This is a genomic window from Tropicimonas sediminicola (genome assembly GCF_900188335.1).
GTDB lineage: Bacteria > Pseudomonadota > Alphaproteobacteria > Rhodobacterales > Rhodobacteraceae > Tropicimonas > Tropicimonas sediminicola.
Window position 1 is genome coordinate 279,610 of record NZ_FZOY01000002.1, and the last position, 23,503, is coordinate 303,112.

Annotated in this window: 28 protein-coding genes and 1 tRNA gene; 16 read left to right on the plus strand and 13 right to left on the minus strand. The window is 67.9% G+C overall.

The window, feature by feature from the left end; translation table 11 throughout:
• Nucleotides 1-2: 2 nt before the first annotated feature.
• Genes CHB86_RS05580 through CHB86_RS05590 form a run of 3 tightly spaced genes read right to left on the minus strand, consistent with a single transcriptional unit; the run spans nucleotide 3 to nucleotide 3,951 of the window.
• Nucleotides 3-404, minus strand: coding sequence for an RNA-binding S4 domain-containing protein (locus CHB86_RS05580; RefSeq protein ID WP_089232028.1), 402 nt, complete (start codon nucleotides 402-404; stop codon nucleotides 3-5).
• 16 nt (nucleotides 405-420) lie between these two features.
• Nucleotides 421-3,351: a helicase-related protein gene (locus CHB86_RS05585; RefSeq protein WP_089232029.1), complete on the minus strand. Its 2,931-nt coding sequence runs from the start codon at nucleotides 3,349-3,351 to the stop codon at nucleotides 421-423.
• Nucleotides 3,352-3,381: 30 nt separating this feature from the next.
• Nucleotides 3,382-3,951, minus strand: a complete 570-nt coding sequence (locus CHB86_RS05590) for a tetratricopeptide repeat protein (protein ID WP_245837759.1) — start codon at nucleotides 3,949-3,951, stop codon at nucleotides 3,382-3,384.
• 68 nt (nucleotides 3,952-4,019) lie between these two features.
• Here CHB86_RS05590 and CHB86_RS05595 point away from each other — a divergent pair, with 68 nt between their 5' ends.
• From CHB86_RS05595 to nusB, 5 genes are all read left to right on the plus strand, one after another.
• Nucleotides 4,020-4,313 (plus strand): SCP2 sterol-binding domain-containing protein, encoded by a 294-nt coding sequence (locus CHB86_RS05595; protein ID WP_425445407.1) that lies wholly within the window; start codon nucleotides 4,020-4,022, stop codon nucleotides 4,311-4,313.
• Nucleotides 4,314-4,338: 25 nt separating this feature from the next.
• Complete coding sequence (locus CHB86_RS05600) at nucleotides 4,339-5,289, plus strand: alpha/beta fold hydrolase (protein WP_089232031.1); 951 nt, start codon at nucleotides 4,339-4,341, stop codon at nucleotides 5,287-5,289.
• 107 nt (nucleotides 5,290-5,396) lie between these two features.
• Nucleotides 5,397-6,500 carry a 3,4-dihydroxy-2-butanone-4-phosphate synthase gene (ribB, locus tag CHB86_RS05605; RefSeq protein WP_089232032.1) on the plus strand — a complete coding sequence of 368 codons (1,104 nt, stop codon included), beginning with the start codon at nucleotides 5,397-5,399 and terminating at the stop codon, nucleotides 6,498-6,500.
• Nucleotides 6,501-6,503: 3 nt separating this feature from the next.
• Nucleotides 6,504-7,055 (plus strand): 6,7-dimethyl-8-ribityllumazine synthase, encoded by a 552-nt coding sequence (locus CHB86_RS05610; RefSeq protein WP_089232033.1) that lies wholly within the window; start codon nucleotides 6,504-6,506, stop codon nucleotides 7,053-7,055.
• Entirely contained in the window at nucleotides 7,052-7,507 is a 456-nt protein-coding gene (nusB, locus tag CHB86_RS05615; RefSeq protein ID WP_089232034.1) for a transcription antitermination factor NusB, read from the plus strand. The genes CHB86_RS05610 and nusB overlap by 4 nt, the downstream gene beginning before the upstream one ends.
• Before the next feature lie 83 nt (nucleotides 7,508-7,590).
• On the opposite strand, the gene CHB86_RS05620 is transcribed toward nusB, so the two are convergent.
• The 4 genes from CHB86_RS05620 to CHB86_RS05635 are packed head-to-tail and all read right to left on the minus strand — an operon-like array spanning nucleotide 7,591 to nucleotide 9,260.
• Nucleotides 7,591-7,953 carry a DUF1428 domain-containing protein gene (locus CHB86_RS05620; protein ID WP_089232035.1) on the minus strand — a complete coding sequence of 121 codons (363 nt, stop codon included), beginning with the start codon at nucleotides 7,951-7,953 and terminating at the stop codon, nucleotides 7,591-7,593.
• Between the two features lie 25 nt (nucleotides 7,954-7,978).
• Nucleotides 7,979-8,458 carry a VOC family protein gene (locus CHB86_RS05625; RefSeq protein ID WP_089232036.1) on the minus strand — a complete coding sequence of 160 codons (480 nt, stop codon included), beginning with the start codon at nucleotides 8,456-8,458 and terminating at the stop codon, nucleotides 7,979-7,981.
• Complete coding sequence (locus tag CHB86_RS05630; RefSeq protein WP_089232037.1) at nucleotides 8,455-8,859, minus strand: VOC family protein; 405 nt, start codon at nucleotides 8,857-8,859, stop codon at nucleotides 8,455-8,457. Before CHB86_RS05630 ends, CHB86_RS05625 begins: the two co-directional genes overlap by 4 nt.
• Complete coding sequence (locus tag CHB86_RS05635; RefSeq protein ID WP_089232038.1) at nucleotides 8,856-9,260, minus strand: VOC family protein; 405 nt, start codon at nucleotides 9,258-9,260, stop codon at nucleotides 8,856-8,858. Before CHB86_RS05635 ends, CHB86_RS05630 begins: the two co-directional genes overlap by 4 nt.
• 98 nt (nucleotides 9,261-9,358) lie before the next feature.
• Between CHB86_RS05635 and CHB86_RS05640 the strand changes: the two genes are divergently transcribed.
• From CHB86_RS05640 to CHB86_RS05650, 3 genes are all read left to right on the plus strand, one after another.
• A complete protein-coding gene (locus tag CHB86_RS05640; RefSeq protein ID WP_089232039.1) occupies nucleotides 9,359-9,823 on the plus strand; it encodes a MarR family winged helix-turn-helix transcriptional regulator in 465 nt (154 codons plus the stop codon).
• 118 nt (nucleotides 9,824-9,941) lie between these two features.
• Complete coding sequence (locus tag CHB86_RS05645) at nucleotides 9,942-10,262, plus strand: hypothetical protein (protein ID WP_089232040.1); 321 nt, start codon at nucleotides 9,942-9,944, stop codon at nucleotides 10,260-10,262.
• Between the two features lie 491 nt (nucleotides 10,263-10,753).
• Complete coding sequence (locus CHB86_RS05650) at nucleotides 10,754-11,203, plus strand: MmcB family DNA repair protein (protein WP_245837761.1); 450 nt, start codon at nucleotides 10,754-10,756, stop codon at nucleotides 11,201-11,203.
• Nucleotides 11,204-11,205: 2 nt separating this feature from the next.
• Here the strand turns inward: CHB86_RS05650 and CHB86_RS05655 are convergent, their stop codons facing one another.
• Complete coding sequence (locus CHB86_RS05655; RefSeq protein ID WP_089232042.1) at nucleotides 11,206-11,403, minus strand: DUF6324 family protein; 198 nt, start codon at nucleotides 11,401-11,403, stop codon at nucleotides 11,206-11,208.
• Nucleotides 11,404-11,568: 165 nt separating this feature from the next.
• On the opposite strand from CHB86_RS05655, the gene CHB86_RS05660 reads away from it, so the two are divergent.
• Nucleotides 11,569-11,645 (plus strand) — tRNA-His (locus CHB86_RS05660).
• A gap of 106 nt (nucleotides 11,646-11,751) precedes the next feature.
• Here the strand turns inward: CHB86_RS05660 and ppk2 are convergent.
• The gene (ppk2, locus tag CHB86_RS05665; RefSeq protein ID WP_245837763.1) at nucleotides 11,752-12,684 is read right to left on the minus strand and encodes a polyphosphate kinase 2; all 933 of its coding nucleotides are present in this window, start codon (nucleotides 12,682-12,684) and stop codon (nucleotides 11,752-11,754) included.
• Between the two features lie 140 nt (nucleotides 12,685-12,824).
• Nucleotides 12,825-13,157 (minus strand): DUF6476 family protein, encoded by a 333-nt coding sequence (locus CHB86_RS05670; protein ID WP_245837765.1) that lies wholly within the window; start codon nucleotides 13,155-13,157, stop codon nucleotides 12,825-12,827.
• Between the two features lie 126 nt (nucleotides 13,158-13,283).
• Here CHB86_RS05670 and CHB86_RS05675 point away from each other — a divergent pair, with 126 nt between their 5' ends.
• Entirely contained in the window at nucleotides 13,284-14,324 is a 1,041-nt protein-coding gene (locus CHB86_RS05675) for an RluA family pseudouridine synthase (protein ID WP_089232043.1), read from the plus strand.
• Between the two features lie 16 nt (nucleotides 14,325-14,340).
• Here CHB86_RS05675 and CHB86_RS05680 read toward each other — a convergent pair whose 3' ends face one another.
• Nucleotides 14,341-15,120, minus strand: coding sequence for a hypothetical protein (locus tag CHB86_RS05680; protein WP_089232044.1), 780 nt, complete (start codon nucleotides 15,118-15,120; stop codon nucleotides 14,341-14,343).
• Nucleotides 15,121-15,501: 381 nt separating this feature from the next.
• Between CHB86_RS05680 and rpoH the strand changes: the two genes are divergently transcribed.
• Entirely contained in the window at nucleotides 15,502-16,398 is an 897-nt protein-coding gene (rpoH, locus tag CHB86_RS05685) for an RNA polymerase sigma factor RpoH (RefSeq protein ID WP_089232045.1), read from the plus strand.
• A gap of 169 nt (nucleotides 16,399-16,567) precedes the next feature.
• Nucleotides 16,568-17,059 (plus strand): DUF4405 domain-containing protein, encoded by a 492-nt coding sequence (locus tag CHB86_RS05690; protein WP_089232046.1) that lies wholly within the window; start codon nucleotides 16,568-16,570, stop codon nucleotides 17,057-17,059.
• 15 nt (nucleotides 17,060-17,074) lie between these two features.
• Here CHB86_RS05690 and CHB86_RS05695 read toward each other — a convergent pair whose 3' ends face one another.
• A complete protein-coding gene (locus CHB86_RS05695; protein ID WP_176442784.1) occupies nucleotides 17,075-18,877 on the minus strand; it encodes a PHA/PHB synthase family protein in 1,803 nt (600 codons plus the stop codon).
• A 375-nt stretch (nucleotides 18,878-19,252) separates the two neighbouring features.
• On the opposite strand from CHB86_RS05695, the gene CHB86_RS05700 reads away from it, so the two are divergent.
• On the plus strand, nucleotides 19,253-20,221 hold the full coding sequence (locus CHB86_RS05700) for a Gfo/Idh/MocA family protein (RefSeq protein WP_089232048.1): 969 nt from the start codon (nucleotides 19,253-19,255) through the stop codon (nucleotides 20,219-20,221).
• 6 nt (nucleotides 20,222-20,227) lie between these two features.
• Here the strand turns inward: CHB86_RS05700 and CHB86_RS05705 are convergent, their stop codons facing one another.
• Complete coding sequence (locus CHB86_RS05705) at nucleotides 20,228-21,403, minus strand: dipeptidase (protein WP_089232049.1); 1,176 nt, start codon at nucleotides 21,401-21,403, stop codon at nucleotides 20,228-20,230.
• A gap of 146 nt (nucleotides 21,404-21,549) precedes the next feature.
• Between CHB86_RS05705 and CHB86_RS05710 the strand changes: the two genes are divergently transcribed.
• The 3 genes from CHB86_RS05710 (at nucleotide 21,550) to CHB86_RS05720 (ending at nucleotide 23,500) form a co-directional block, all read left to right on the plus strand.
• Nucleotides 21,550-21,849: a DUF4389 domain-containing protein gene (locus tag CHB86_RS05710; RefSeq protein ID WP_089232050.1), complete on the plus strand. Its 300-nt coding sequence runs from the start codon at nucleotides 21,550-21,552 to the stop codon at nucleotides 21,847-21,849.
• An 80-nt stretch (nucleotides 21,850-21,929) separates the two neighbouring features.
• The gene (locus CHB86_RS05715) at nucleotides 21,930-22,913 is read left to right on the plus strand and encodes a calcium-binding protein (protein ID WP_089232051.1); all 984 of its coding nucleotides are present in this window, start codon (nucleotides 21,930-21,932) and stop codon (nucleotides 22,911-22,913) included.
• A 107-nt stretch (nucleotides 22,914-23,020) separates the two neighbouring features.
• A complete protein-coding gene (locus tag CHB86_RS05720; protein ID WP_089232052.1) occupies nucleotides 23,021-23,500 on the plus strand; it encodes a hypothetical protein in 480 nt (159 codons plus the stop codon).
• Nucleotides 23,501-23,503 lie beyond the last annotated feature (3 nt).

A 23,503-nucleotide genomic window follows, 5' to 3' on the forward strand; every position in this document is an offset into this window, starting at 1 on the left:
GGCTAATCAAGCGGGTCGGGACGCGAATTGACGAGTCTGCGACGTTGTTTTTTGGTCGGCCGGGGCCCGCCCTCGCCCAACGGCCGCTGGGCCGGCTGGGTTTCGGGCGGCGAGAGATCCTCGTAGAGCGCCTGCGCCTCGCTGGCCGGTCCGCGGCGGATGCCGAGGGCGAGGATCCGGACGACGCGGATGGCGTTTCCCTGCGGAAAGGTCAGGACGTCGCCCGGCCCGACGCTGCGGGCGGGCTTGGAGATGCGGGTCGAATTGACCCGCACCTTCCCTTCGGAGACCTGCCGGGCGGCGAGGCTGCGGGTCTTGAAGAACCGCGCATGCCAAAGCCACTTGTCGATCCTGAGCGTCGCCGGGCCAGACCCGTCATCCCGGCTGGCGGAGGCGTCGCTCATGCGGCCGATGCCCCGGTCATTTCTTTTCCGTCAGCCCCATCAGCGCGGCGGCGAAGGGGTTGTCGGGGTCGATCGGCTTTTCCTTCCGCGGCGGGCGGGCCTGGTAGGTCTTGGCGCCCTGGGGCTTGTCGCCCCGGCCCTTGCCGTCGTGACGCGGCGGGCGCTTGCCGCCCTTCGCGCCCTTGCCGCGCGGCTTGCCACCCTGGCGTTCATCGCCCTCGCCGTTCTGGCGGCGCGGACGGCCACCGGCCTGACGGCGCGGCGCCCAGGTGAAGGAATAGAACACCTCCGTCTCGGGCTCAGCGGGGGCCTCGGCCTCCTCTGCGGGGGCCTCGGCATCGGTCGCCTCGGCGGGACCCTCGGACAGCTCGACAGAGGTTTCTCCTTCGGAAGCAACGGCTTCTTCGACGGAGCTCACCTCTGGCTCGACGGCAGCCTCAGGCGCGTCCGCACCGCTGGCATCCGCATCCGGCATCTCGGGGGCGGCCGCCTCGTCAGGGGCGGATGCCCCCTCCTCGGCGACGTCAGCGGCTTGCGCCACTTCCGACACCGGCTCGGGCTTGGGCGCCCGGACCTTCTCCCGCTCGCCCTTTTCGGCGCGGTAGCCGAGCCCCTGCATCAGGTCGGCGAATTGTTCCAGCGTCATGCCGGTGATCGACAGCATGTCGGCCTTGGCCTCGAAGCCGCCGCGGCTGTCCTCGCCGCGCAGCATGTCCGCAAGGCGCTCCAGCATGTCGATGCGGATCGCCCGCGCGCCGGCGATGCGGTAGCCCGACATCGCGGCGTGGATCTGCGGCGTGCCCTCGGGCACCGGCACGGTCACCAGCCCCGGAGGCGGCGCCTCGGGGAACTCGTCCAGGCCGTTCCAGAGCGACCAGAGCACCAGCCGCAGCCGCGTCGGCGCGGGCTTCAGCAGCGCCGGCAGGAAGACCGTGTACTGGCCGAAGCGCACGCCATGCTTGCGCAGCTGGCCGCGCGCCTCCTGGTCCAGCGCCTTCACGTCGGCGGCGACGCCATCGCGCGGCAGGACGCCGAAGCTCTCCATCAGCTGGAAGGCGAAACCGCGGGAAAGGCCGGAGAGCGTCTCGTCCCGGCTCATCGCCAGCAGCGGCTCGAACAGCGTCGCGACCTTGCGGTCGATGAAATGCTGCAGGCGCCGCGCCACCTTTTCGGAGACCTCGCGCCCGGCGTCTTCCTCGACGAAGGCCACGACCGCGGGTTTCATGCCCTCGGCGCCCTTGACCAGCTTGCCCACCGCATGCTCGCCCCACATCAGGCCACCCTGCTCGGTGAAGTCGATCTCGGTATCGGGCGCGTTGTAGAAGCGGTCCGCCCTGAGGTGGAATTCCGGCTTCAGCGCCGTCATCGCCGCCTGCCGCAGCATCTTCGCCTCTTCGGGCGTCGCGGACTTGTCCTGACTGAACCGGAAGCCCTCGAGACGGCCCACGAATTGCTCTGCGACCGTCACTTCGCCCTTGTCGTTCACCTCGGCCACCAGGCCCTCCTTCTGCTTCAACCGGCGCAGCAGCACGCTGGTGCGCCGATCTACAAATCTCTGCGTCAGCGCACCGTGAAGGGCATCCGACAGGCGGTCTTCTACCGCGCGGGTTTCGCCGCGCCAATGGCTTTCGTCGTCCAGCCAGCCTGAACGTTGCGCGACATAAGTCCACGTGCGGATGTATGCCAGTCTTTTGGACAAAGTATCGATATCGCCGTCCTTGCGATCGATGCGCTTGACCTGCCGGGCCATCCAGTCGTCCGGCACCCGGCCGACATCGTGCAGGAAGCCGAAGATCCGGCCGAGCAGGCTCGCGTGTTCGGCATGGCTGATGCCGCGGAAATCCGGAATCCGGCAGACATCCCACAGCAGCCGCACATCCCGGGCGTTGCTGACGCGCCCGGTGACCTCGGTCTCGCCCGCCAGGCTCTTGAGCGCCACGAGGTCGTCGGAATCGCGGGTCCGCGTGAGCCATTCTTCCTCGGTGCGCTGCTCCAGCGAGCCGATCAGCCGCCCCACCGAGCCGAACTCGAGGTCGCTGTTGCGCCACTGCAGCTTGCGGACCGGGGCGAAACGGTGCTCCTCGATCGCCTCCACGACGCCCTCGTCGAGCGGGCTGGCCTCGCCGGTCACGCCAAAGGTGCCGTGGGTCTTGTAGCGCCCGGCTCGGCCGGCGATCTGGGCCAGCTCGTTCGGCGCAAGATCGCGCATCCGCCGCCCGTCGAACTTGCGCAGGCCGGAGAGCGCCACGTGGGTGATGTCGAGGTTGAGCCCCATGCCGATCGCGTCGGTGGCAACCAGGTAGTCGACCTCGCCGGACTGGTAGAGCTCCACCTGCGCGTTGCGGGTGCGCGGGCTGAGCGCCCCCATCACCACCGCCGCCCCGCCCTTCTGGCGGCGCAACAGCTCGGCGATGGCATAGACATTCTCCACCGAGAAGCCGACGATGGCCGAGCGCGGTGTCATCCGCGAGATCTTCTTGGAGCCGGTATAGAGCAGGTCAGAGAACCGCTCCCGGCGCAGAAACTGCACCTTTGGCACCAGCGCCGCGATTGCCGGGCGCATGGTGTCGGCTCCAAGGAACACCGTCTCGTGCAGCCCGCGCGCCCGCAGCAGCCGGTCGGTGAAGACATGGCCGCGCTCGGGGTCGGCGCAGAGCTGGATCTCGTCCACCGCCAGGAAATCGGCCCCGATATCGGTCGGCATCGCCTCCACGGTGCAGACCCAGTAGGCCGCCCGCTCCGGCACGATGCGCTCCTCGCCGGTGACCAGCGCCACAACCGAAGGCCCGCGGATCGCGACGATCCGGTCATAGACCTCGCGCGCCAGCAGCCGCAGCGGCAGGCCGATGACGCCGGTGCGATGCGCCAGCATGCGTTCGATAGCGTAATGGGTCTTGCCGGTGTTCGTGGGACCCAGCACCGCGGTCACGGTGGTTTCTCGCAACATCTCCGGTCCCTTCGGGTGGCCCGGGCGGGCTCAGAGGCGCTCGCCCTCGACCTTGCTTTCAAGCCGCTCGATGCCCTGTCTTACGGACTCGAGATGGGGATGTATAGCCTCGACGGCGCGGTAGGCCTCCAGCGCCTCGGTCTCGTATCCGAGCTCCTCCAGGATGATCCCGAGCCCCGTGATCGCGCCGAAATGGTCGGGGTTCAGCGCCAGCGTCCGCTCGATATCGGCCAGCGACAGGCCGTACTCGCCGGCATGGAAAAACGCGGTCGCCCGCGCGTTCCAGCCTTCGGCGAAATCCGGGGCATGGTCGGTGAGCGCGCTCAGGTGCTCGATCGCCGCCTCCATGTCGCCCTCCTCCATCGCCTGCTGACCGCGCTGCAGAAGCAGGTCCATCGCCGGCGAGCCGGACTTGGACCATTCGCGCATGATGCTGGCCTCGATCTGCTGCCAGCCCTGCTGCTCCGGCTGGGCGAGCTCTCCCAGCAGCCGCTCGACCTCGGCCGAATCGGCGCCCTGGGCGAATGCCGCGGGTGCCAGCCAGAGGGCGGCAAGAAATGCCGTAACGATCCGGTTGAGAGATGGGGCGATGCGAACCATAACGTAGGTCAGTCTAGCGCGGTTGCGGGAAATGCCAATCACCCTCGCAATCACAACCATTGGAGGAAATGCGCGTGAGTGAAGTTATCGACAAGGCCGTCGCCGTGCTGAGCGAGCGTCTGGACGGAAATGTGCCCGGCACCGCCAAGTTCGTGATCGAGGGCGAAGGCGCGCTGATGATCGACGGCACCGGCGTGCACGCCGGCGACGAGGATGCGGACGTGACCCTCACCGCCGACGCCGAGACCTTCCAGTCGATCCTCGAGGGCGAGACCAACCCCACCGCCGCCTTCATGACCGGCAAGCTGACCGTCGACGGCGACATGGGCGTCGCGATGGCGCTCGGGAACGCGCTCGCCTGACACCCGGCACCGCAGGGCAGGACGGATGACGCAAGCACCGTTTCACCACGGCATCGCCGCGGCCCCCGAGGGGGCCGAGGCCGTCTGGGTCGTCGCGCCCGATGGCGTGCGGCTGCGCCTGGCGATGCTGGCCCCGCCGCCCAACGACTGCCGCGGCACCGTGCTGCTGTTCACCGGGCGGACCGAGTTCGTCGAGAAATACGGCCCCGCCGCCGCCGAGCTGCAGGCCCGCGGCTATGCCAGCGTGACCCTCGACTGGCGGGGCCAGGGGCTCTCCGACCGGCAGCTCGACGATCCCGCCACCGGCCATGTCAGCCGCTTTTCCGAGTACCAGCTCGACGTCGCCGAGCTGGTCCGCTTCGCCCGCGCCAAGGGCCTGCCGGAGCCGTTCTTCCTGCTGGCCCATTCGATGGGCGGGGCCATCGGGCTGCGTGCGTTGCACGAGCGCCTGCCGGTCGCCGCGGTGGCCTTTTCCGCGCCGATGTGGGGCATCAAGCTGCACCCCGCGACCCGCCCCTTCGCCGGGCTGATCACGGCCTCGGCCCATGCCACCGGCTTCGGCAGCCGCTACGCGCCCTCGACCAAGCCCGTGACCTACGTGCTCGACGCCCCGTTCGAGAACAACACCCTGACCACCGACCCCGAGATGTTCGCCTGGATGCGGCGCCAGGTGGAGATGCAGCCCGAGCTGGCGCTCGGCGGCCCCTCGATGACCTGGCTCAACGAGGCGTTTCGCGAGGGCCGCCGCCTGCGCCGCCTGCCGCCGCCCGCGACGCCCTGCATCACCTGGATGGGCGGCAACGAACGCATCGTGGAGATCTCGGCGATCCGCAGGCTGATGGCCGACTGGTCCGGCGGCGCGCTCACCGAGGTGCCCGGCGCCGAGCACGAGCTGATGATGGAGCCGCAGCCGATCCGCGCCGCCTTCTTCGACGCCTGCGCCGCGCTTTTCGACACCCGCGGCGCCGCAGCCTGATCATCGCGCGCCCGGCGGAACGGCAGCAGACGCAACGCTGCGTCGGGCCGCAACCTCTGGCCTTCCTGCCCTTCATCGCCTATGTGCGCCCACAAGGAAGGACCGCCATGACCGAAACCACCGAATCTCACTATCGCGACGCCATTTCCTCGGTCGAGGAAATCATCGAAGACGCCCGCAACGGCCGGATGTTCATCCTCGTCGACCACGAGGACCGGGAGAACGAGGGCGACCTGATCATTCCCGCGCAGATGGCCACCCCGGATGCGGTGAATTTCATGGCCACCCATGGCCGCGGCCTGATCTGCCTGTGCCTGACGCCGGAGCGGATCGACGCGCTTGGGCTGCCGCTGATGGCGGAGAACAATTCCTCCCGCCATTCGACGGCCTTCACCGTATCCATCGAGGCCCGCGAGGGCGTGACCACCGGCATCTCCGCCGCCGACCGCGCCCGCACCGTCTCGGTCGCCATCGACCACGCCTCCACCGCCGCCGACATCGCCACCCCGGGCCATGTCTTCCCGCTGCGCGCCCGCGAGGGCGGAGTGCTGGTCCGGGCCGGGCACACCGAGGCCGCGGTCGACATCTCGCGCCTGGCCGGCCTGAACCCCTCCAGCGTGATCTGCGAGATCATGAACGACGACGGCACCATGGCGCGCCTGCCCGAGCTGATCGCCTTCGCCCAGAAGCACGGGCTCAAGATCGGCACGATCAGCGACCTGATCGCCTACCGCCGCCGCCACGACAACCTGATGGAAGAAACCGAGACCCGCGAGGTCAGCTCGGTCTTCGGCGGCACCTGGAAGATGCATGTCTTCACGGAGCGCTCCGAGGGCGTCGAGCACGTTGCGCTGGTCAAGGGCGACATCACCACGCCCGAACCGGTCCTGGTCCGCACCCATGCACTCAACGCGCTGGAGGACCTGCTCGGCATCGGCGTGACCCGCCCCGACACGCTCGGCCGCGCGATGGAGATCATCGCCCGCGAGGGCCGCGGCGCGGTCTGCCTGTTCCGCAACCCCCACCACAAGCTGCAACTCGACGAGGAGGAAGGCCCGCGGATCGTCAAGCAGACCGGGCTCGGCGCCCAGATGCTGTCGAACCTCGGCGTTTCGGAGCTTGTCCTGCTGACGGATTCCCCCTCCACCCGCTATGTCGGCCTCGACGCCTACGGGCTGACGATCACCGGCACCCGCCCGATCACGGAGTAACCCATGGCCCAGGCCGAAACCCACCACGTCCTGCCCCTGCCCGAGTTCGACCGGCCGGTGAAGCTGCTGATCGTGGTCGCCCCCTATTACAAGGACATCGCCGACGAGCTCGTCGCCGGCGCAAAGGCCGAGATCGAGAAGGTCGGCGGCAGCTGGGAGCTGGTCGAGGTCCCCGGCGCGCTCGAAGTCCCCACCGCGATCCGCATCGCCTATCGCCAGTCCAACTTCGACGGCTTCGTCGCGCTCGGCTGCGTGATCCGGGGCGAGACCACCCATTACGACACCGTCTGCAACGACAGTTCCCGCGCGATCCAGCTGCTCGGGCTCGAGGGCGCCTGCATCGGCAACGGCATCCTGACCGTCGAGAACCGCGAGCAGGCCGTCGTGCGCGCCGAGGCGGCGGGCCAGAACAAGGGCGGCGGCGCGGCCGCCGCGGCCCTGCACCTGATCGCCCTCACCCGGCGCTTCGGAAACGAGAAAAAAGACATCGGTTTCAAGCCGCTGCGCGAAGGCATTCAGATCGCGGGCGAGGCCAAGGGGCCGACCACGGCATGAGCGACAAACGCCAGATGAAATCCGCCGCCCGCCTCTACGCGGTGCAGGCGCTGTTCCAAATGGAAGTCTCCGGCCAGACCACGCAGGCCGTCGAGACCGAGTTCGAGAACTACCGCTTCGGCGCCACCTACGAGGGCGACGAAATGGCCGAGGGCGATTCCAAGACCTTCCGCGCCCTCGTCGACCGGGCGGTGAACGAACAGGCCCGGATCGACCAGATGACCGACCGGGCGCTGGTGGCCAAGTGGCCGATCGACCGCATCGACCCGACGCTCCGCGCGCTGTTCCGCGCCGCCGGGGCCGAGCTGGTCGCCGCCGAGACGCCGCCCAAGGTGGTCATCACCGAGTTCGTCGATATCGCCAAGGCCTTCTTCCCCGAAGGCCGCGAGCCGAAATTCGTCAACGCCGTACTCGACCACATGGCCCGCGAGGCGCAGCCCGAAAAGTTCTGACCCCGGCCGGGGGCTCCCGCCCCTGCCCCTCGCCCTTGCGGGCTCGGGAACAGGGTTGGGCCGGGCGCGCGCTTGCGCGCGCGTCACCTGCCCTCGAAGGCCACCTCGAACCCGCCGAAGATCATGCGCTTCATGTCGAAGGGCATGGCCTGCGGGTCGAACATCTCCTGCCAGCGCGCATCCGATTCCATCGAGGCCATGCAGGCGTCATGCGTGGCCTTGTCCGGGAAACTCACCCAGGAAAACACCACCGTCTCGCCCGGCTCCGCCTTGACCGCCATGGGAAAGGAGGTCAGCTCGCCGTCCGGCACCGCGTCCCCCCAGCATTCGCGCATTTCCACCGCGCCATGGTCCTTGAACAGCGGCCAGGCGCGCCGCGCGCTCTCCAGATAGGCCGCCTTGTTCGCCTCCGGCACGGCCTGCACGAAACCTGCTACATACGTCATTGTTTCCTCCTGAAATTCCGGTGTTTCAATCGCCCGCGAAGGCCGCTTCGAGCACCGCAATGTCGAGCTTTCCCACCTGCATCATCGCCGCCTGGGCACGTCCCGCTGCGGCACGGTCTTCCGACTCCAGCATGCGCGGCAGTGCCTCGGGCACGATCTGCCAGAGCACTCCGAACCGGTCGGTGAGCCAGCCGCACATGCTCTCCGCCCCGCCCCCTGCCGTGAGCGCCGCCCAGAGCCGGTCCGTCTCGGCCTGGTCCCCGGTCAGGACCGAGATCGAGGCCGCGGGCCCATGGGTGAACTGCGGCATCCCCTCGGCCGGCGGCACGTCGAGGATCATGTAGGGCACCCCGCCCAACGTCATCCGGATGACACGCGGCGCGGCCGCGCTGTCCCTCCGGCCCACATGGTCGATCCGGCTGTCGGGCAGCAGCGAGACATAGAACTCCGCCGCCGCGCCCCCGTCGCCGTTGAACCACAGGCAGGTGCGCAGATCCGAGATCATGCCGTCCCCCGCAGAGGCTGCAACATGCAGGCAGAGTTGCCCTCGCAATCAGTGAAGGCCACGTAAAGCCCCACCCCGGGGATCTCGTGCGGCGAGCCGTGCACCGTGCCGCCCGAGGCGCCGATCCGCTCCATCGCCGCGGCGATGTCCGCCACGCCGATCACCACAAGCGGGCCCTGTGCCGGCCGGTCGTCCCGGCGCGGAAAGAACCCGCCGTTGATCGCGCCGGGCGTCACCGCCCGCCCGGCCTCGGTCTCGGTGGTTTCCGCCAGGACGTAGTGCCCCATCTCGGGGCCGAGCGCGTTGGTCTTCCAGCCGAAGACCTGCTCGTAGAACGCGGCCATCCGGCCCGCGTCCTCGTAGGGCATCTCGAAATGCACGACGGGGCAAGGCTCGGTCATTGCGCCTGCTCCATCGCCTGCCGGTTCAGCCAGAACGGCTCCCAGATGTGGCCATCGGGATCGGCAAAGGCATGGCCGTACATGAACCCGTGGTCTTCCGGCGCGCGCACCGCCGCCCCGCCGCTGGACAGCGCCGTCGCCACCATCGCGTCCACCGCCTCCCGGCTCTCCAGCTCGAGCGCGACCAGAACCTCGCTCACCGCCCGCGCATCCGCGATGGCGCGGGGCGTGAACCCGGCGAATTTCGGCCGCGTCAGAAGCATCGCGAAGCTCGACGGCCCCAGCACCATGCCGAGTGCCGTCTCGTCGCAGAACCGTTCGTCGAAGCTCAGGCCGAGCGCTTCGAAAAAGGCCCGGCTGCGCCCGAGGTCCTCCACGGGCAGGTTGATGTAAGTATTCATGCGTCGGTCTCCCTGTCAGGTGCCGCGATTCAACAATCGTAAATCAATGCCGCGAGCGTGGTTGACCGTTATGTTGATGTCAACGTAAATTCTCGGCCATGCGTGACGACCTGCCTCTCGAGATCACCCAGGAGGTGCGCGACAGATGCCTCTGCCTGCACCTGCAACGCGCCGCCCGCGCCATCGGCCGGCGCTTCGACGAGGCGCTGCGCCCCCTCGGCCTGACCAACGGCCAGTATTCCCTGCTGGTGTCGCTCAACCGCCCGGAGCCACCGCGCATGGGCGACGTGGCCCACCTGCTCGCTCTGGACCGGACGACGCTCACGGCGAACCTCAAGCCCCTGAACCGGCGCGGACTTCTGGAGATCCTGCCCGATCCTGAGGATGGCCGCAGCCGTCGCCTGGCCCTCACCGACGCGGGGCGCGACCTGCTGGTGAAGGCGGTGCCGATCTGGCGCGCCACCCATGACGCGGTCGACCGGATGCTCGGCGCTGACGCCGACGATCCCCCCCTGCGCGGCCAGCTCCTGCGGCTGACATTCGGCAAGCCCGACGGGGAATGAGCGCGGCAAGACACCACCGGCGGCAAACATATTCAATAATTTTAATTTGGCGGCACAGCCCCGATGCGCTATCTTGGAGATCAAGGAAATCGAACCTTTCGCAACCAGGGAACCGGCCATGCCGCAGCTCGTCCGCCTCTACATCCGCCAGGTCATCATCGGCTTTCTGCTCTCGGCCGTGTTCGTGTGCCTGCTGATGGTGGTCAACGTGGCGAACCTCTGGCACCTGGTGACCCATTCGAGCGGCGGCTACGTGGCGGTGCTCCTGCTCTGGTTGTTCAACGGGATCGTCTTCGCGGGCGTCCAGTTCGGGATCTCGATCATGCGGATGAGCCAGGACGACGGCGACGCCGGCCGCGGCAAGCGCATCACCTTCGCCACCCCGACCGTCCCGCAGGACGGCACCCTGGCGGTGAGTGCCAGCGACAAGCGCGGCTGAAACGACCGAATCCCCAGGACGAAATGACCGAAACGCCCGGAAATCCCCGGGCGTTCGTCGTTTCGTCGCCGATGTTTGCATGAAAATCCGTCAAACGACCGTCAGTCCGGTCGTTTCCCACCGCCGTTCCGGTCGTTGCGACCAGAACAGGCGGTGCGAAATACGTGGCGGGGACCGTACGCAACCGTGAGGGCGTTTCATTCCCGAGGACCTGTATATACAGGTGGGCGCCAGGTAACCGAACCAGGGTCCGGACAGAGCCAGCTCCCTCGGAATTGCTTAAGGCCACTGGAATTTTGGCCCCGCACGGGAAGGACAGATCCGCCAGCGTCGGAGATAGGGGCCGGCGGAGGTTTCGGCAAGAGGGCGAAGGTCATTTTCCGCGCCGAAGGCCCCGCCGCCAACGGATACCCACTCCGCCCCTTGCGAAATGTTCCCGGATTGTTCACATTGGCCCCATGCCCTTTGCCACGCCCGCTCCACAAGACCAGATGCAGCCCGGCCAACTGCTGGCCCGCGGTGTCTGCCGCCACCTGCGCGGCCACGGCTTCGTCACCGTGGAGGAGCTGGTGCCCTCGCCCGGGCTGCGGGTCGATGTCATGGCGCTCGGCGCGAAAGGCGAGATCTGGGTGGTGGAGTGCAAGTCCAGCCGGGTCGACTTCACCTCGGACCGCAAGTGGCAGGGTTACCTGGAATGGTGCGACCGGTTCTTCTGGGCCGTCGACGGCGATTTCCCGACCGACCTTCTGCCGCCGGAAACCGGCCTGATCCTCGCCGATGCCTATGACGCCGAGATCCTGCGCATGGGACCGGAGTCGAAGCTCGCCGGTGCGCGGCGCAAGGTGGTCACCCAGAAGTTCGCGCGCCATGCCGCCCGGCGGCTGCAGGCCCTGCGTGACCCCGGCGTGCGCGGCCTGATCTCGGACGACGAGACCGGCTGAGCCTATTTCTTCTTGCGTCCCATCTGGCGCGCCCGCTCCGCCGCGGCGCGCAGCTCCTCGGCGATTTCCTCGGCCTCTTCGGGCTCGAAATCCAGCGGCAGCTCGACCCCATCGCCCTCGACATAGATCCGCACCATGCCGAGCGAGGTCGGTCCGATCTGGAGGTTGGCGGAAAGGTCGCTTTCCTTGTCGATACCCATGCTGGTCTCCCTGTCGTCGGCTTGCCCCTCTTTATGCCCGACCCTGTGGCCGTTGCCAGAGCGAAAACGCGCCGGAGGCCTCTGCCGGCCGCTAAGGGAAAATCTGCAAAGAGGCGGCGGAAGGGCTTGCACAGTCCGCGCACAGCGGCTAAACGACCGCCCTGTGCCGCCTTAGCTCAGTTGGTTAGAGCGCTGGATTGTGGATCCAGAGGTCCCCTGTTCAAGCCAGGGAGGCGGTACCATCTCCCCAGTTCCCGACAGCATCCGACCGCGCTTGCGGCAGCCTTCTTCTGTCCGGAAACATCCCCACCGGAGGCACGCGCCCGCAAGGGCGCGCCCCCTGCCCGCTCAGTAGATCTTCGGGACGTAGAGATCGTCCGGCAGCACCTTGCGCTCGTAGTCGGGGTTGTAGGTCCGCTCCGGGAGTTCGACCTTCTCGTGTTCGACGGGCTCGTAGGGAATCCGGCTCAGGATGTGCTCCATGCAATTGAGCCGTTCGCGCTTCTTGTCGTTGCCCTCGACGATGTACCAAGGCGCCTCGGGGATGTTCGTGCGGGCGAACATGTCTTCCTTTGCCTTGGTGTACTGCTCCCAGCGGACCCGGCTCTGCAGGTCCATGGGCGAGAGCTTCCACTGCTTCATCGGGTCATGGATCCGCACCTGGAACCGGAGCTGCTGCTCGGCGTCGGTGATCGAGAACCAGTATTTCAGGAGGATGATCCCGTTGCGGACCAGCATCCGTTCGAATTCCGGCACGTCGCGGAAGAACATCTCCACCTGGTCCTCGGTGGCGAAGCCCATCACCCGCTCGACGCCGGCGCGGTTGTACCAGGAGCGGTCGAAGAGCACGATCTCGCCTCCGGCCGGCAGGTGCGGCACGTAGCGCTGGAAATACCACTGGCTCTGCTCGCGCCGGTTCGGCGCCGGGAGCGCCACCACGCGGGCGACGCGGGGGTTGAGCCGCTGGGTGATGCGCTTGATGACGCCCCCCTTGCCGGCGGAATCGCGGCCCTCGAACAGAATGCAGATCCTGGCGCCGGTGGCCTCGACCCAGTCCTGCATCTTGATCATCTCGGCCTGGAGTCGCAGCAGGTTGGTGAAATAGGTGCGCCGGTCGAGCGAATCCGGGTGCGCCTTGCGATAGATCTTGCGGATCTCCTGGCTCAGCATCGGCTCGCTGAACTCCATCTCGAAGGTCTCGTCGAGGGTTTCCTCGAGTTCGGCTTCGAGCCAGTCCTTGTGCATGTCGTCGAGCGGCGTGTCGTCAGGCGCGTCGGTCATCTCGGTCCTCCCGTCTTGCTCTTGCAGCGTCCGGCAGCGTCGCGGACACCGCCTCACTTTGGCGGTATCAGGTGACCGCAACATGTCAATGACGCCGGAAGTCGCTCCGGATGCAGGAATTTCCGCCGTCGCGTGGCCGGTTACTCGACGGCGACCCGCTGGCGCAACGCGCCGGTCGCGGCATCGTAGATCAGGATCTCGTCGGCGTCGGTCACCACGGCCCACCAGCCTTCGCCCTGCGTCACCGCCAGCGGCCGTGCGCCGTCGGGCAGCGCGATCCGCTCGGGCAGGCGCAGGCCCTCCGCCGCCGCAGGCGTACTCCGCTCGCCGCCGGGGAACCGGGTGGCGAAGAGCACCACCAGCGTCCCGATGCCGAGGATCATGGTCGCCGTCAGCACCAGCACCAGGCCGCGCAGGAAGCGCAGGGTGCGGGCGTCCTCGGCACTCAGGTCGGGCTCTTTGGGCTGTTCCACGGCTTGGGCCTCCGTTGCGTTTTCCCGCTGATACGGCAGGTGCGGGGCCGGCGCCAGTGGGCAGGCGGCGCTTGCGCCGGGGGCGCGGGCAGCGTATCGGCCCTGCAAACCCGAAAAGGATCCGCCATGACCGAGCCGCTCCGGACCCTCCGGATCGAGATCACCAGCCCAACCCCGGAGCGCCTCGACAAGGCGCTGGCCAGGGACGTGCCCGAAGAGGCCGCGCTCAGCCGGTCGCGGCTGGCGAAGCTGATCGGGGAAGGCCAGGTGCGCGTCGGCGGCGCGGCGGAGACCAACCCCAAGGCCAAGGTCGCGGCCGGCGACGCGGTGGAGATCACCCTGCCCGAGGCCGCGCCGGTCGAGACCCGCGCCCAGGAGATCCCGCTCGAGGTGGTCTACGAGGATGATGCGCTGATCGTGATCGACAAGCCGGCGGGCATGGTCGTGCACCCTGCCCCGGGCTCGCCCGACGGCACGCTGGTCAACGCGCTGCTCCACCATTGCGGCGACACGCTCTCCGGCATCGGCGGCGAGCGTCGGCCGGGCATCGTGCACCGGATCGACAAGGACACCTCCGGCCTGCTGGTGGTGGCGAAGTCGGACGCCGCGCATCACGGGTTGGCGGCACAGTTCGAGGCGCACAGCGCGGAACGCCGGTACCTGGCGCTGGTCCACGGCTGCCCCGACCACGCCGACCCGCGGCTGCGCGGGATCAAGGGCACCCACTGGGAGAGCGCCGAGGTCCTGCGGATCACCACCCGGCTGGCGCGCCACCGCCACGACCGCCAGCGGCAGGCCGTGGTCTGGGACGGCGGGCGCCACGCCGTCACCCGGTTGCGGGTGCTCGATCTGTTCGGCGCGCCCCCGGCGGCGGCGCTGGTGGAATGCCGGCTGGAGACCGGCCGCACCCACCAGATCCGCGTGCACATGTCCCACGTGGGCCACGCGCTGATCGGCGATCCGGTCTATGGCGGCCGTCGCAAGGCCTCGGCCAGGGCGCTTGGCGCGGACGCCGCGGCCGCGGTCGACGCCTTCCCGCGGCAGGCGCTCCACGCTGCCACACTCGGCTTCGTCCACCCGGTCAGCGGCGAGCGGCTCGATTTCGAGAGCCCGCTGCCGGAGGACATGGCCGGGCTGGTCGCAAAGCTGCAGGGCGGAACGTCCTGAGCCCGGCGGGCCCGGACTAGCGCTCGATGCTCTGGAAGTTCCGCCGGTCGGCCCGCATGTTCAGCAGCCGGGTGCCGTAGGCCTGGTAGAAGATGACATCCATCCAGTTCACCGCGCTGTAGGCATCCCGCTCGAACGCGCGGTCCATCACGACGCAGAACACGATCCCGATGTCCTCGAAACCGGGCAGGCTCTGCCAGTGCCGAACCTCGCCCCGGCAGGTTGCATCGCCATCGGTCAGCGGCAGGGCGGCAGGATCCGGATACAGGATGCCGATCATCGCCGCCTCGCCATCGGGCAGCAGGGACGGCAGGCGGCACAGGATCGGCGCCCGGAGCGGCACGCCCTCCGCCGTGGCGCTCTCCGGCCGGGGGTTCACGCAATCGGAGGCAGGGGCGGCCGTCGGGACCGGATAGGCCGCGTCGTAGCGGGCGAAATAGGCTTCGACATCGGGCACGTGGCGCGGCGAAATCCCGGTGAAGGCGGTCCCGTCGAATTCGAAGACATAGGGCACGAAGGTCTCGGGGGCGTCGCGATCCTCGAAGGTGAAGGCGCCGCCGTGGAAGATGAGCCTGCCATCCTCGACCGTCGCGTCGAAGCGGCGATACCCCATCAGGATCTCCTTGCCGGACAGCATGCCGGTGATCATCCCCTTGAACGCCGAGGCGCGCTGCGCGGAATCGGGCGTCTCGCCGTTTTTCAGGACCGGAGCTGCCAGATGCGAGGCGACGCCGGTGTTGATCACGAAGACCACGAACATGACCAGGATGAACGCCACGAAGGAGAAGGTTTTCATTGATTGAAATGTCCTGACAAGAAACCGGCTCTGCGCGCTGCCCCCGGAGGACTGACGCCTGATGCAGGTAACCGCCGCAGCTGGGCCGGAGTGTGGCCCAACTGTGCCCGGAGCGGGGTTCACGCGAGAAACGGCTGCCCGAATGGAGGTTTTCGGAAACAAAACCCACCGGGAAGGCCTTGTAATATTCAGTGAACACCCCGTGAGAGACATTGCAGCCGCCTTACGCGGCGGCTGGCCCGGGTCTATAGTTGAGACAAGGAAGCGCGGTTATCGCAAACGTGCCCACTTGAACCGAACGGTTCAGTTCATAGATACTATCTCAAGAACTTTGCACCAACGTCGTGCGAAGTGTCCGACAGGCTAGGAGGGACGATAGAGATGAGTAATTACACGAGCCTTCCCGCCCCCTCTCCGGAGCAGGGGCTGAACCGGTACCTGCAGGAGATTCGCAAGTTTCCGATGCTGGAGCCGGAAGAGGAATACATGCTGGCCAAGCGGTGGGTCGACCACCAGGACACCGAGGCCGCGCACAAGATGGTGACGAGCCACCTGCGCCTCGCCGCCAAGATCGCCATGGGCTATCGCGGCTACGGCCTTCCCCAGGCCGAGGTGATCTCGGAGGCCAACGTGGGCCTGATGCAGGCGGTCAAGCGCTTCGACCCGGAAAAGGGTTTCCGGCTGGCCACCTATGCCATGTGGTGGATCCGCGCCTCGATCCAGGAATACATCCTGCGGTCTTGGAGCCTGGTGAAGCTCGGCACGACCTCGGCGCAGAAGAAGCTGTTCTTCAACCTGCGCAAGGCCAAGTCGCGCATCGGCGCCCTGGAAGAGGGTGACATGCGGCCGGAGAACGTGACCCGTATCGCCACCGATCTCGGCGTGACCGAGGAAGAGGTGATCTCGATGAACCGGCGGCTGTCGGGCGGCGACGCATCGCTTAACGCCACCGTTGGCTCCGACGGCGACACCACGACCCAGTGGCAGGACTGGCTGGAGGACGAGGACGCCGACCAGGCCGAGCAATATGCCGAGAGCAACGAGATGTCGGTGCGCCGCGATCTGCTGCTGGAGGCGATGGACGCGCTCAACGACCGCGAGAAGGACATCCTCACGCAGCGCCGCCTGGCCGAGCCGCCGGTGACGCTGGAGGAGCTCAGCAGCGTCTATGACGTGAGCCGCGAGCGCATCCGCCAGATCGAGGTGCGCGCCTTCGAGAAGCTGCAGAAGCGGATGAAGGAACTCGCCCGCGAGAAAGGCATCATGACGGCCGCCTGACCGGCCGCCCCCGTGACGACACAGAAGGCCCCGCTTGTTCCGCAGGCGGGGCTTTTTCGTGCGCGCCGGAAATCCCCCCACGTGCGACGGAACCACCGCTCTCCCACGTTCCAACCATGGGCGGATCTCCTGCCCTTCCGGCAGGATCCGCCGCTGGAGGGAGGAAGAGATGAACGCCGCGCATTCCACCGCGCCGCAGGCTGCCGTTCCGCAGCGCTACGCGCATTTCACCGGCCGGGCCTTTGCCGTTTTCGGGGTCAGCCTGACCTTTCCGGTCCTGCTGTTGAGCGGGATCATCCTCTACATCGCGCCGGCGGGCCGGATCGCCAACCAGTCCGGCTGGCAGGTCCTTGGGCTGGACCGGAGCGGCTGGGAGACGCTGCACGCGACGGCTGCGGTCCTGTTCCTCGGGCTCGTCGCCTGGCACGTGCTGGTGCACCTGCCTGTCTATCGCTCGCTGCTGGGCGGCACGCCCGCGCATCCGGGCGGCCATCGGCGCGAGGCCTTTCTGGCGCTCGGGATCGTCGGGCTGCTGGTCCTGCTGGTGGCGCTCACCTGGCCGCCGGCCAGTTGGCTGGAGGATGGCAGCCGCTACTTCCGTCAGGAGCACTGGACTACCAGCGCCACGGCGCCGGGTCAGTGGCGCGGGGGCGCTCACTGACCCGCGCGGGCCGCGTCAGGCCTGGTGAACGTAGGTCCCCGGTGCCTTGCAGAGCGGTTTGAACCCGGCCCGGGCATTGCCCATCGGCGGCGGCGGCACCTGCTGGCCGCTGCCCTTGCCGCGCAGGAACTCGGCCCAGACCGGCCACCAGGAGCCCTCTTGCGGCTCGTGGCTCTGCACCCAGCTGTCCGGGTCCTGGTAGAGTTCGTCCGGGCAGCGCACACCGACGCGGAAGCTGCGGCGCGCATGGCCCGGCTCGCTGACAATCCCGGAATTGTGCCCGCCTGCCGTCAGCACGAAGGTCTGCTCCGCGTCGTTGAAGAGACGGATCTTGTAGACCGATTTCCAGGGCGCGATGTGGTCCTTCTCGGTGCCCACCACGAAGAACGGCGCGGAGATGTCGGAGAGCGCGATCACCTTGCCCTCCACAGCGTAACGCCCGCCGGTGAGGCGGTTTTCCAGGAACAGGCCGCGCAGGTACTCGGAATGCATCCGGTAGGGCATGCGCGTCGCGTCGGCGTTCCAGGCGGAGATGTCGAAGGGCCGTTCCTGCTCGCCCAGCAGGTAGCGGTTGATCGCACGGGCCCAGATCAGGTCCTCGGCGCGGAGTGCCTGGAAGGCGCCGGCCATCTGGTCCTGATCGAGATAGCCCTGATCCCACATCATGTCCTCGAGATAGGCGATCTGGCTCTCGTCGAGGAACATCATCACCTCGCCGGCCTCGGTGAAGTCGGTCTGCGCGGCGAGCAGCGAGACCGAGGCGAGCCGGTCGTCGCCGTCACGGGCCATCGTCGCCGCCGAGATCGACAGGATCGTGCCGCCGAGGCAGTAGCCGCAGGCGTGGACCTTGCGGTCCGGCACGATCGCCGCCACCGCGTCGAGCGCCGCCATCACCCCGCGCTTGCGGTAGTCGTCCAGCCCGCAATCGGCGAGGCTGGCATCCGGGTTGACCCAGGAGATGGCGAAGACGGTGAAGCCCTCGTCGACCAGGTACTTGATCAGCGAATTGTGCTGGCTGAGGTCGAGGATGTAGTACTTCATGATCCAGGCCGGCACGATCAGGATCGGCTCCGCCTGCACCTTCGCGGTGGTCGGCGTGTACTGGATCAGCTCCATCAGCTCGTTGCGATAGACCACCTCGCCCGGCGTGCAGGCGATGGTCTCGCCGACGCGGAACTGCTCCGGCATCGGCTCCTTCTCGCCGGTCAGCTCCCGCACGAGGTCGTCGGTGAGGTTGCGCCCCCCCGCAAGGAGGTTCTGGCCGCTGGTCTCGAGCGTCCTGGCAATCACCTCGGGATTGGAGAAGGGGTAGTTGGAGGGCGCGAAGGCGTCGAGGATCTGCCGCGCCTGGAAGGCCACGCGCTCGCTCGACTTGTGGCGCATGCCGCGCACTTCCTTGGTCGCCTCTTCCCACCAATCCCCCATAGCGAGGTAGTTCTGTTTCCAGAACGAGAACGGCGGCGCCTCCCAGCCCTCGTGCCTGAAGCGGTTGTCGCCCTTCTTCGGCGCGAACCCCTCGCCGATGCCCATGACGCCGAACCAGAGCTTGCGGGCGTTGTCGACCGCCTTTTCGGCAAGCTCCTGTTGACGGCCCGGCGCCTGCGCGAGGTGCTTGGCCCAGTCGGTCCAGGCCGCCTGCGATGCGTTGACGGACATGCCGTTGGTGATCTGTGCGTTCTTGGCGCGGATCGAACGATCGAGGTTGTGGTAGCGGCGATGCGTTGGCTGGGGCCTGGAGGCCGCCGGCGCCGGGGCGGTGCGGGCGACCGGCTGGCTGTCTGCATTTGCCGACGCCGCCACCGGCTTGAGGGTTTTCACTGAGGACCTGCTGACCATTTCAACCTCGCTCGAATGGATGTCTTTGCCCCGTCGCGCTGCCTGTGCCGCAACGCAGCAGAGCGGTTATCGCCCCTCTTCCGGGCGAAGTAACTGCGACCATCCTTCACCGTTAGCGCAACACCCCGGTCCGGCTCCGGCAGAATACATTCAAACTGTGAAATAATTGGGGTACCCGCATGGAAACAGGCGGTTTCCTCGCATTTTCACACAGGCAGACACGGCCAGACCGGCGCCCCTGTGACGGCGCGACTCACCACGCCCTTTGACAACGCCCGAGTCCCGCCCGATGGTGGCCCCGGGCGGATGCGCCGGCCGCGGGCCGGCACATCCGGGAGACACACGAGGAGGTTTGTCATGAAAACGATCCGCTGGGGTATTCTGGGGGCGTCGAACTTCGCCCGCCAGCACATGGGGCCGGCGATCCACGCCGCCCGCGGGGCGCAGCTGGCCGCGGTGGCGACCTCCTCGGACGAGAAGGCGGCGGCGTTCTCGGAGCTGTTCCCGGGCATCCGTATCCACAAGAGCTACGACGCCCTGCTCACCGACTCGCAGATCGACGCGGTCTACGTGCCGCTGCCCAACCACCTGCACGTGGAATGGACGCTGCGGGCGCTGGCGGCGGGCAAGCCGGTGCTCTGCGAGAAACCGATCACGCTGCAGGCCGGGGAGTTCGACCGGCTGATCGCGGCCCGCGACGCGGCCGGGAAGCTCGCGGCCGAGGCCTATATGGTGGTGCATCACCCGCAGTGGATTCGCGCCAAGGAGATGATCGCGGACGGCGCCATCGGCAAGCTGACCGACGTGCGCGGCGCGTTCTCCTACAACAACCCCGACCCCGGCAACATCCGCAACCAGGCGGAGAGCGGCGGCGGCGCGCTGCCCGACATCGGGGTCTATCCGCTCGGCACCGTGCGCTTCGTGACCGGCGAGGAGCCGGTCTCGGCCACCGCGCGGATCACCTGGGTCGACGGCTACGACACAACCTCGCGCAGCCATCTCGTCTTCCCCTCCTTCGAGATGTCGATGATGCTCTCAACCCGCCTCGCGCCCTACCAGGAGATGGTGTTCCACGGCGACAAGGGCCTGCTGCGGCTCGACTATCCGTTCAATGCCAATGTCCACGGCGAGGCGCGGCTCGACCTGATCCGCGGCAACGAGACGATCACCGAGCGCTGGCCGGGGGTGAACCATTACGTGTTGCAGGTGCAGAACTTCGGCGAGAGCCTGCGCAGCGGCGCGCCCTACCCCTGCCCGCTGGAATTCAGCCGCGGCACACAGGCCGCGATGGACATGATCTTCGCCGCCGATCCCGCGCCGAGCTGAGGGGCGTCACTCCGGCAGGCGCGCCCGCAGCACGCGGACCATGTTTTCGCCCATGACCTTGCGGATCTGCGCCTCGGTGAGGCCCTCGTCCAGCAGGGCCTGGGTGAGCGCGGGCAGCTCGGACGTGTCGAAGGCGGTGGCGACGGAGCCGTCGAAATCGGAGCCGAGCGAGACGTGGTCCTCGCCCACCACATCGATGGCGACCTTGATCGCGCCAGCGACGCCCGCGGGGCTGTCGTCGCAGGTCACGTCCTTCCAGTAGCCGATGCCGATCACGCCGCCCGTGCGGGCGACCTCGACCATCAGCGCGTCGAGGAAGTTCCGCTTCACCTCGCAATGGGAATAGATCCCGGTGTGGCTGACGATGACCGGGCTGGAGACGAGCTGCAGCGCCTCGGCGGCGACGCGGGGGCTGGAATGGGCGAGATCCATGACCATGCCGCGACGCTCGATCTCGGCCACCACCTCGCGGCCGAAATCGGTGAGGCCGGCATTGGCCAGCCCGTGCAGCGAGCCGCCGATCTCGTTGTCGAAGAAGTGCTGCAACCCGATCACCCGGTGCCCGGCGGCCTCCAGCGCGTCGAGATTGGCCAGATCGCCCTCCAGCGGGTGTGAGCCCTCGATCCCGAGCAGCGCCCCCACGACCGTCTCGCCCGAAGCGCGGGCCGCGAGCACGGCCTCCAGGTCGCCCTTCGTGCGGATGATGCGGAGTTGCCCGCCGCTCGCCTCGGCAAAGCGGTGCAGCTTCTCGGCCTGGTAGAGCGCACGCTCCAGCAGGCTGCCCCAGGTCCGCACCGGCCAGAGCTGGCCGATGGCGAGCGCGGTGATGTTGTCGAATGCGTCCGTCGCGTTGGCCTCGTAATTCTGGCCCGCGGGGCTCTTGGTGACGGCGGTGAAGACCTGCAGGCCGACATTGCCCTCGATCAGGCGCGGCAGGTCCACCTGCCCCCGCGACGCGCGCTTCAGCAGGTCGCGCTTCCACAGCAGGCTGTCGGCGTGCCAGTCGCCCACAAGCAGCGTCTGGTGCAGCGCCTGCGCCTCGGCACTGACCGGCCAGGGATCGTGTGGCGCCACCGCGTTGCGGCCCCGCTCCACGTATCCGGGCGCGAAGGCCAGGAACGCCGCCAGCAGCACCGCGAGCCCGAAGAGCACCCGCCCCAGCCATTTCCCGAAAACCCGCATCGCATCGCCCCCTGTCGCCGCGGCCGGCACAGAACCACGCGCCCTGCCCGCTGCCAAGCCCGCCCGGACGCCGCCGGCCGCTGCGAGGTGTTGAACGTTGCGGCACAGGCGTTAATGTCGGGCCGTCCCGGACACGGAGCCGCCCCATGCGCAACGAAGACATCGACGGCCGCCTGCACGGGCCGCAGCCCGACGCAGGCCCGCAGGAGCCGCTGCTGCTGCGGCTGGTCTATATGCTGATCATCTATTTCATGATCGGTATCGCCCAGACGGTGCTTGGCGTGGCGACGGTGGTGCAGCTGATCATCATGCTGCTCAACCACCGCAAGCCGAACGAGCGGCTGGCCGATTTCGGCACCGACCTCGGCATCTGGATCGCCAAGGCGGCACGCTACCAGACCGCCGCGAGCGAGGTGAAGCCCTGGCCCTGGACCGAGCTGGACTAATCCGCCGGTCCAGAATTCCGGAAGAGATTTCAGTGCCTTTTCGTGATACGCCTCGGGGGCGTATACCTTCGAGGCATTGAATGATCTATTTCCTGACCCGGCTCGATGCCGATTTCCGTTTCGTGGGAGACGAGTTGAAGCCCGACCGGGCAACGCTTCCCCTGATAGAGACCTCCGGGCGCGGCGCCAACAAGGTTGCTGTGGACGGTTCGGACTATTCCCAGCTTTGGGACGGCACCAAGCTGCTTGCGATCGACGGCAGGGTTGTCGAGATCGACTATCCCGTGCCGTTCACGGCCAACACTCTGGCCTTGGGCTTCAAGAGCCCGGAGGCCAACTCGGTGCTGACCGACGACAAGGCCGTGTTCGACACGCTGTCCGAGGACTTCTACCTCGGCTTCGCGGCCTATGGCATTCGCGCCTACAAGGTGAACCCGCGGACGTTAGAGTTCACCCTGATCGACGACGATACCGGCAACCGCGTCACCGGCACCAACGGCGACGACGTCCAGCACGGCGGCGCGGGGAACGACGTGCTGAGGGGGCTGGGCGGACGCGACGACATCACAGGCCGCGGCGGCGTTGACGTGATCTACGGCGGCAAGGGAAATGACCGGCTCGACGGCGGCGGCGGCGCCGACACGATCGAGGGCAACGGCGGCAAGGACACGCTGATTGGCGGCGGCGACACGGATAGCCTGCGCGGCGGCGGCGGCAACGACCGGATCGTCGGCGGCACGGGCGACGACCGGCTGTTCGGTGACGCCGGGGCGGACAGGCTGATCGGCGGCGGCGGCCACGACACGCTGACCGGCGGCACCGGCAACGACATCCTGACCGGCGGCAAGGGCGGCGACCATTTCATCATCTCGGCGGGCGACGACAGGGTGACCGATTTCACCGAGTTCGACATCATTACTCTCGAAGGGGTGCGGGAGAACGAGGTGGACCTGCTCTACCGCAAGGGCGACACGCTGCTCCGGGCCGAGGATTTCACGCTCAGGATCGAAGATTACCGTCTCGAGAGCTTCGACTACGGTCTCGTCGATTTCGACCCGTACTAGCCCCCAGCCGGCGCGGATGGCGAATCGTCGCCCGGATGCTATGTGTCTGGGAACGCGGGTGCCGGGAGGCCGGCGCCCGTCGAAATCCGGACCACAGGGCTTTTCCGATGCGCGTTTCTCTCCGTTCCCTTCTCCTCCCCCTGCTCTTCGCCGCCGGCCCCGCCGCCGAGGCGCAAACCTGGACCTCGGCGATCGCCACCAACGGGGAGAGCGCGGGCGGCCTGATCACGGTGGGAGAGAAGACGCTGACGCTCGGCTGCAACCGCACGACCGGCACCTGGCTGTCGCTGGTGCTCACGGGCGGGCCGCACGCGGGAATGAAGAACGCCGACGACACGGCGGACGACATGATGATGTGGATCGTCCTGTCCGGCGGCAACCGCGCCAAGCACCCGATCTCGGGCTTCTACTACGAGGCCGACAAGGCCTTTGTCGGCCGGCTGGAGACCAGCGACACCGTGCTGCGCGAGTTCGCCCAGGGAAGCACGCTGGAGCTGACCAGCAGCTCCGGCGATGTGGTGTTCCAGGCGCCGATGACCGGCACCGGGGATTTTCGCAAGCAGATCCTGGAGGCCTGCGGGATCTGAGCC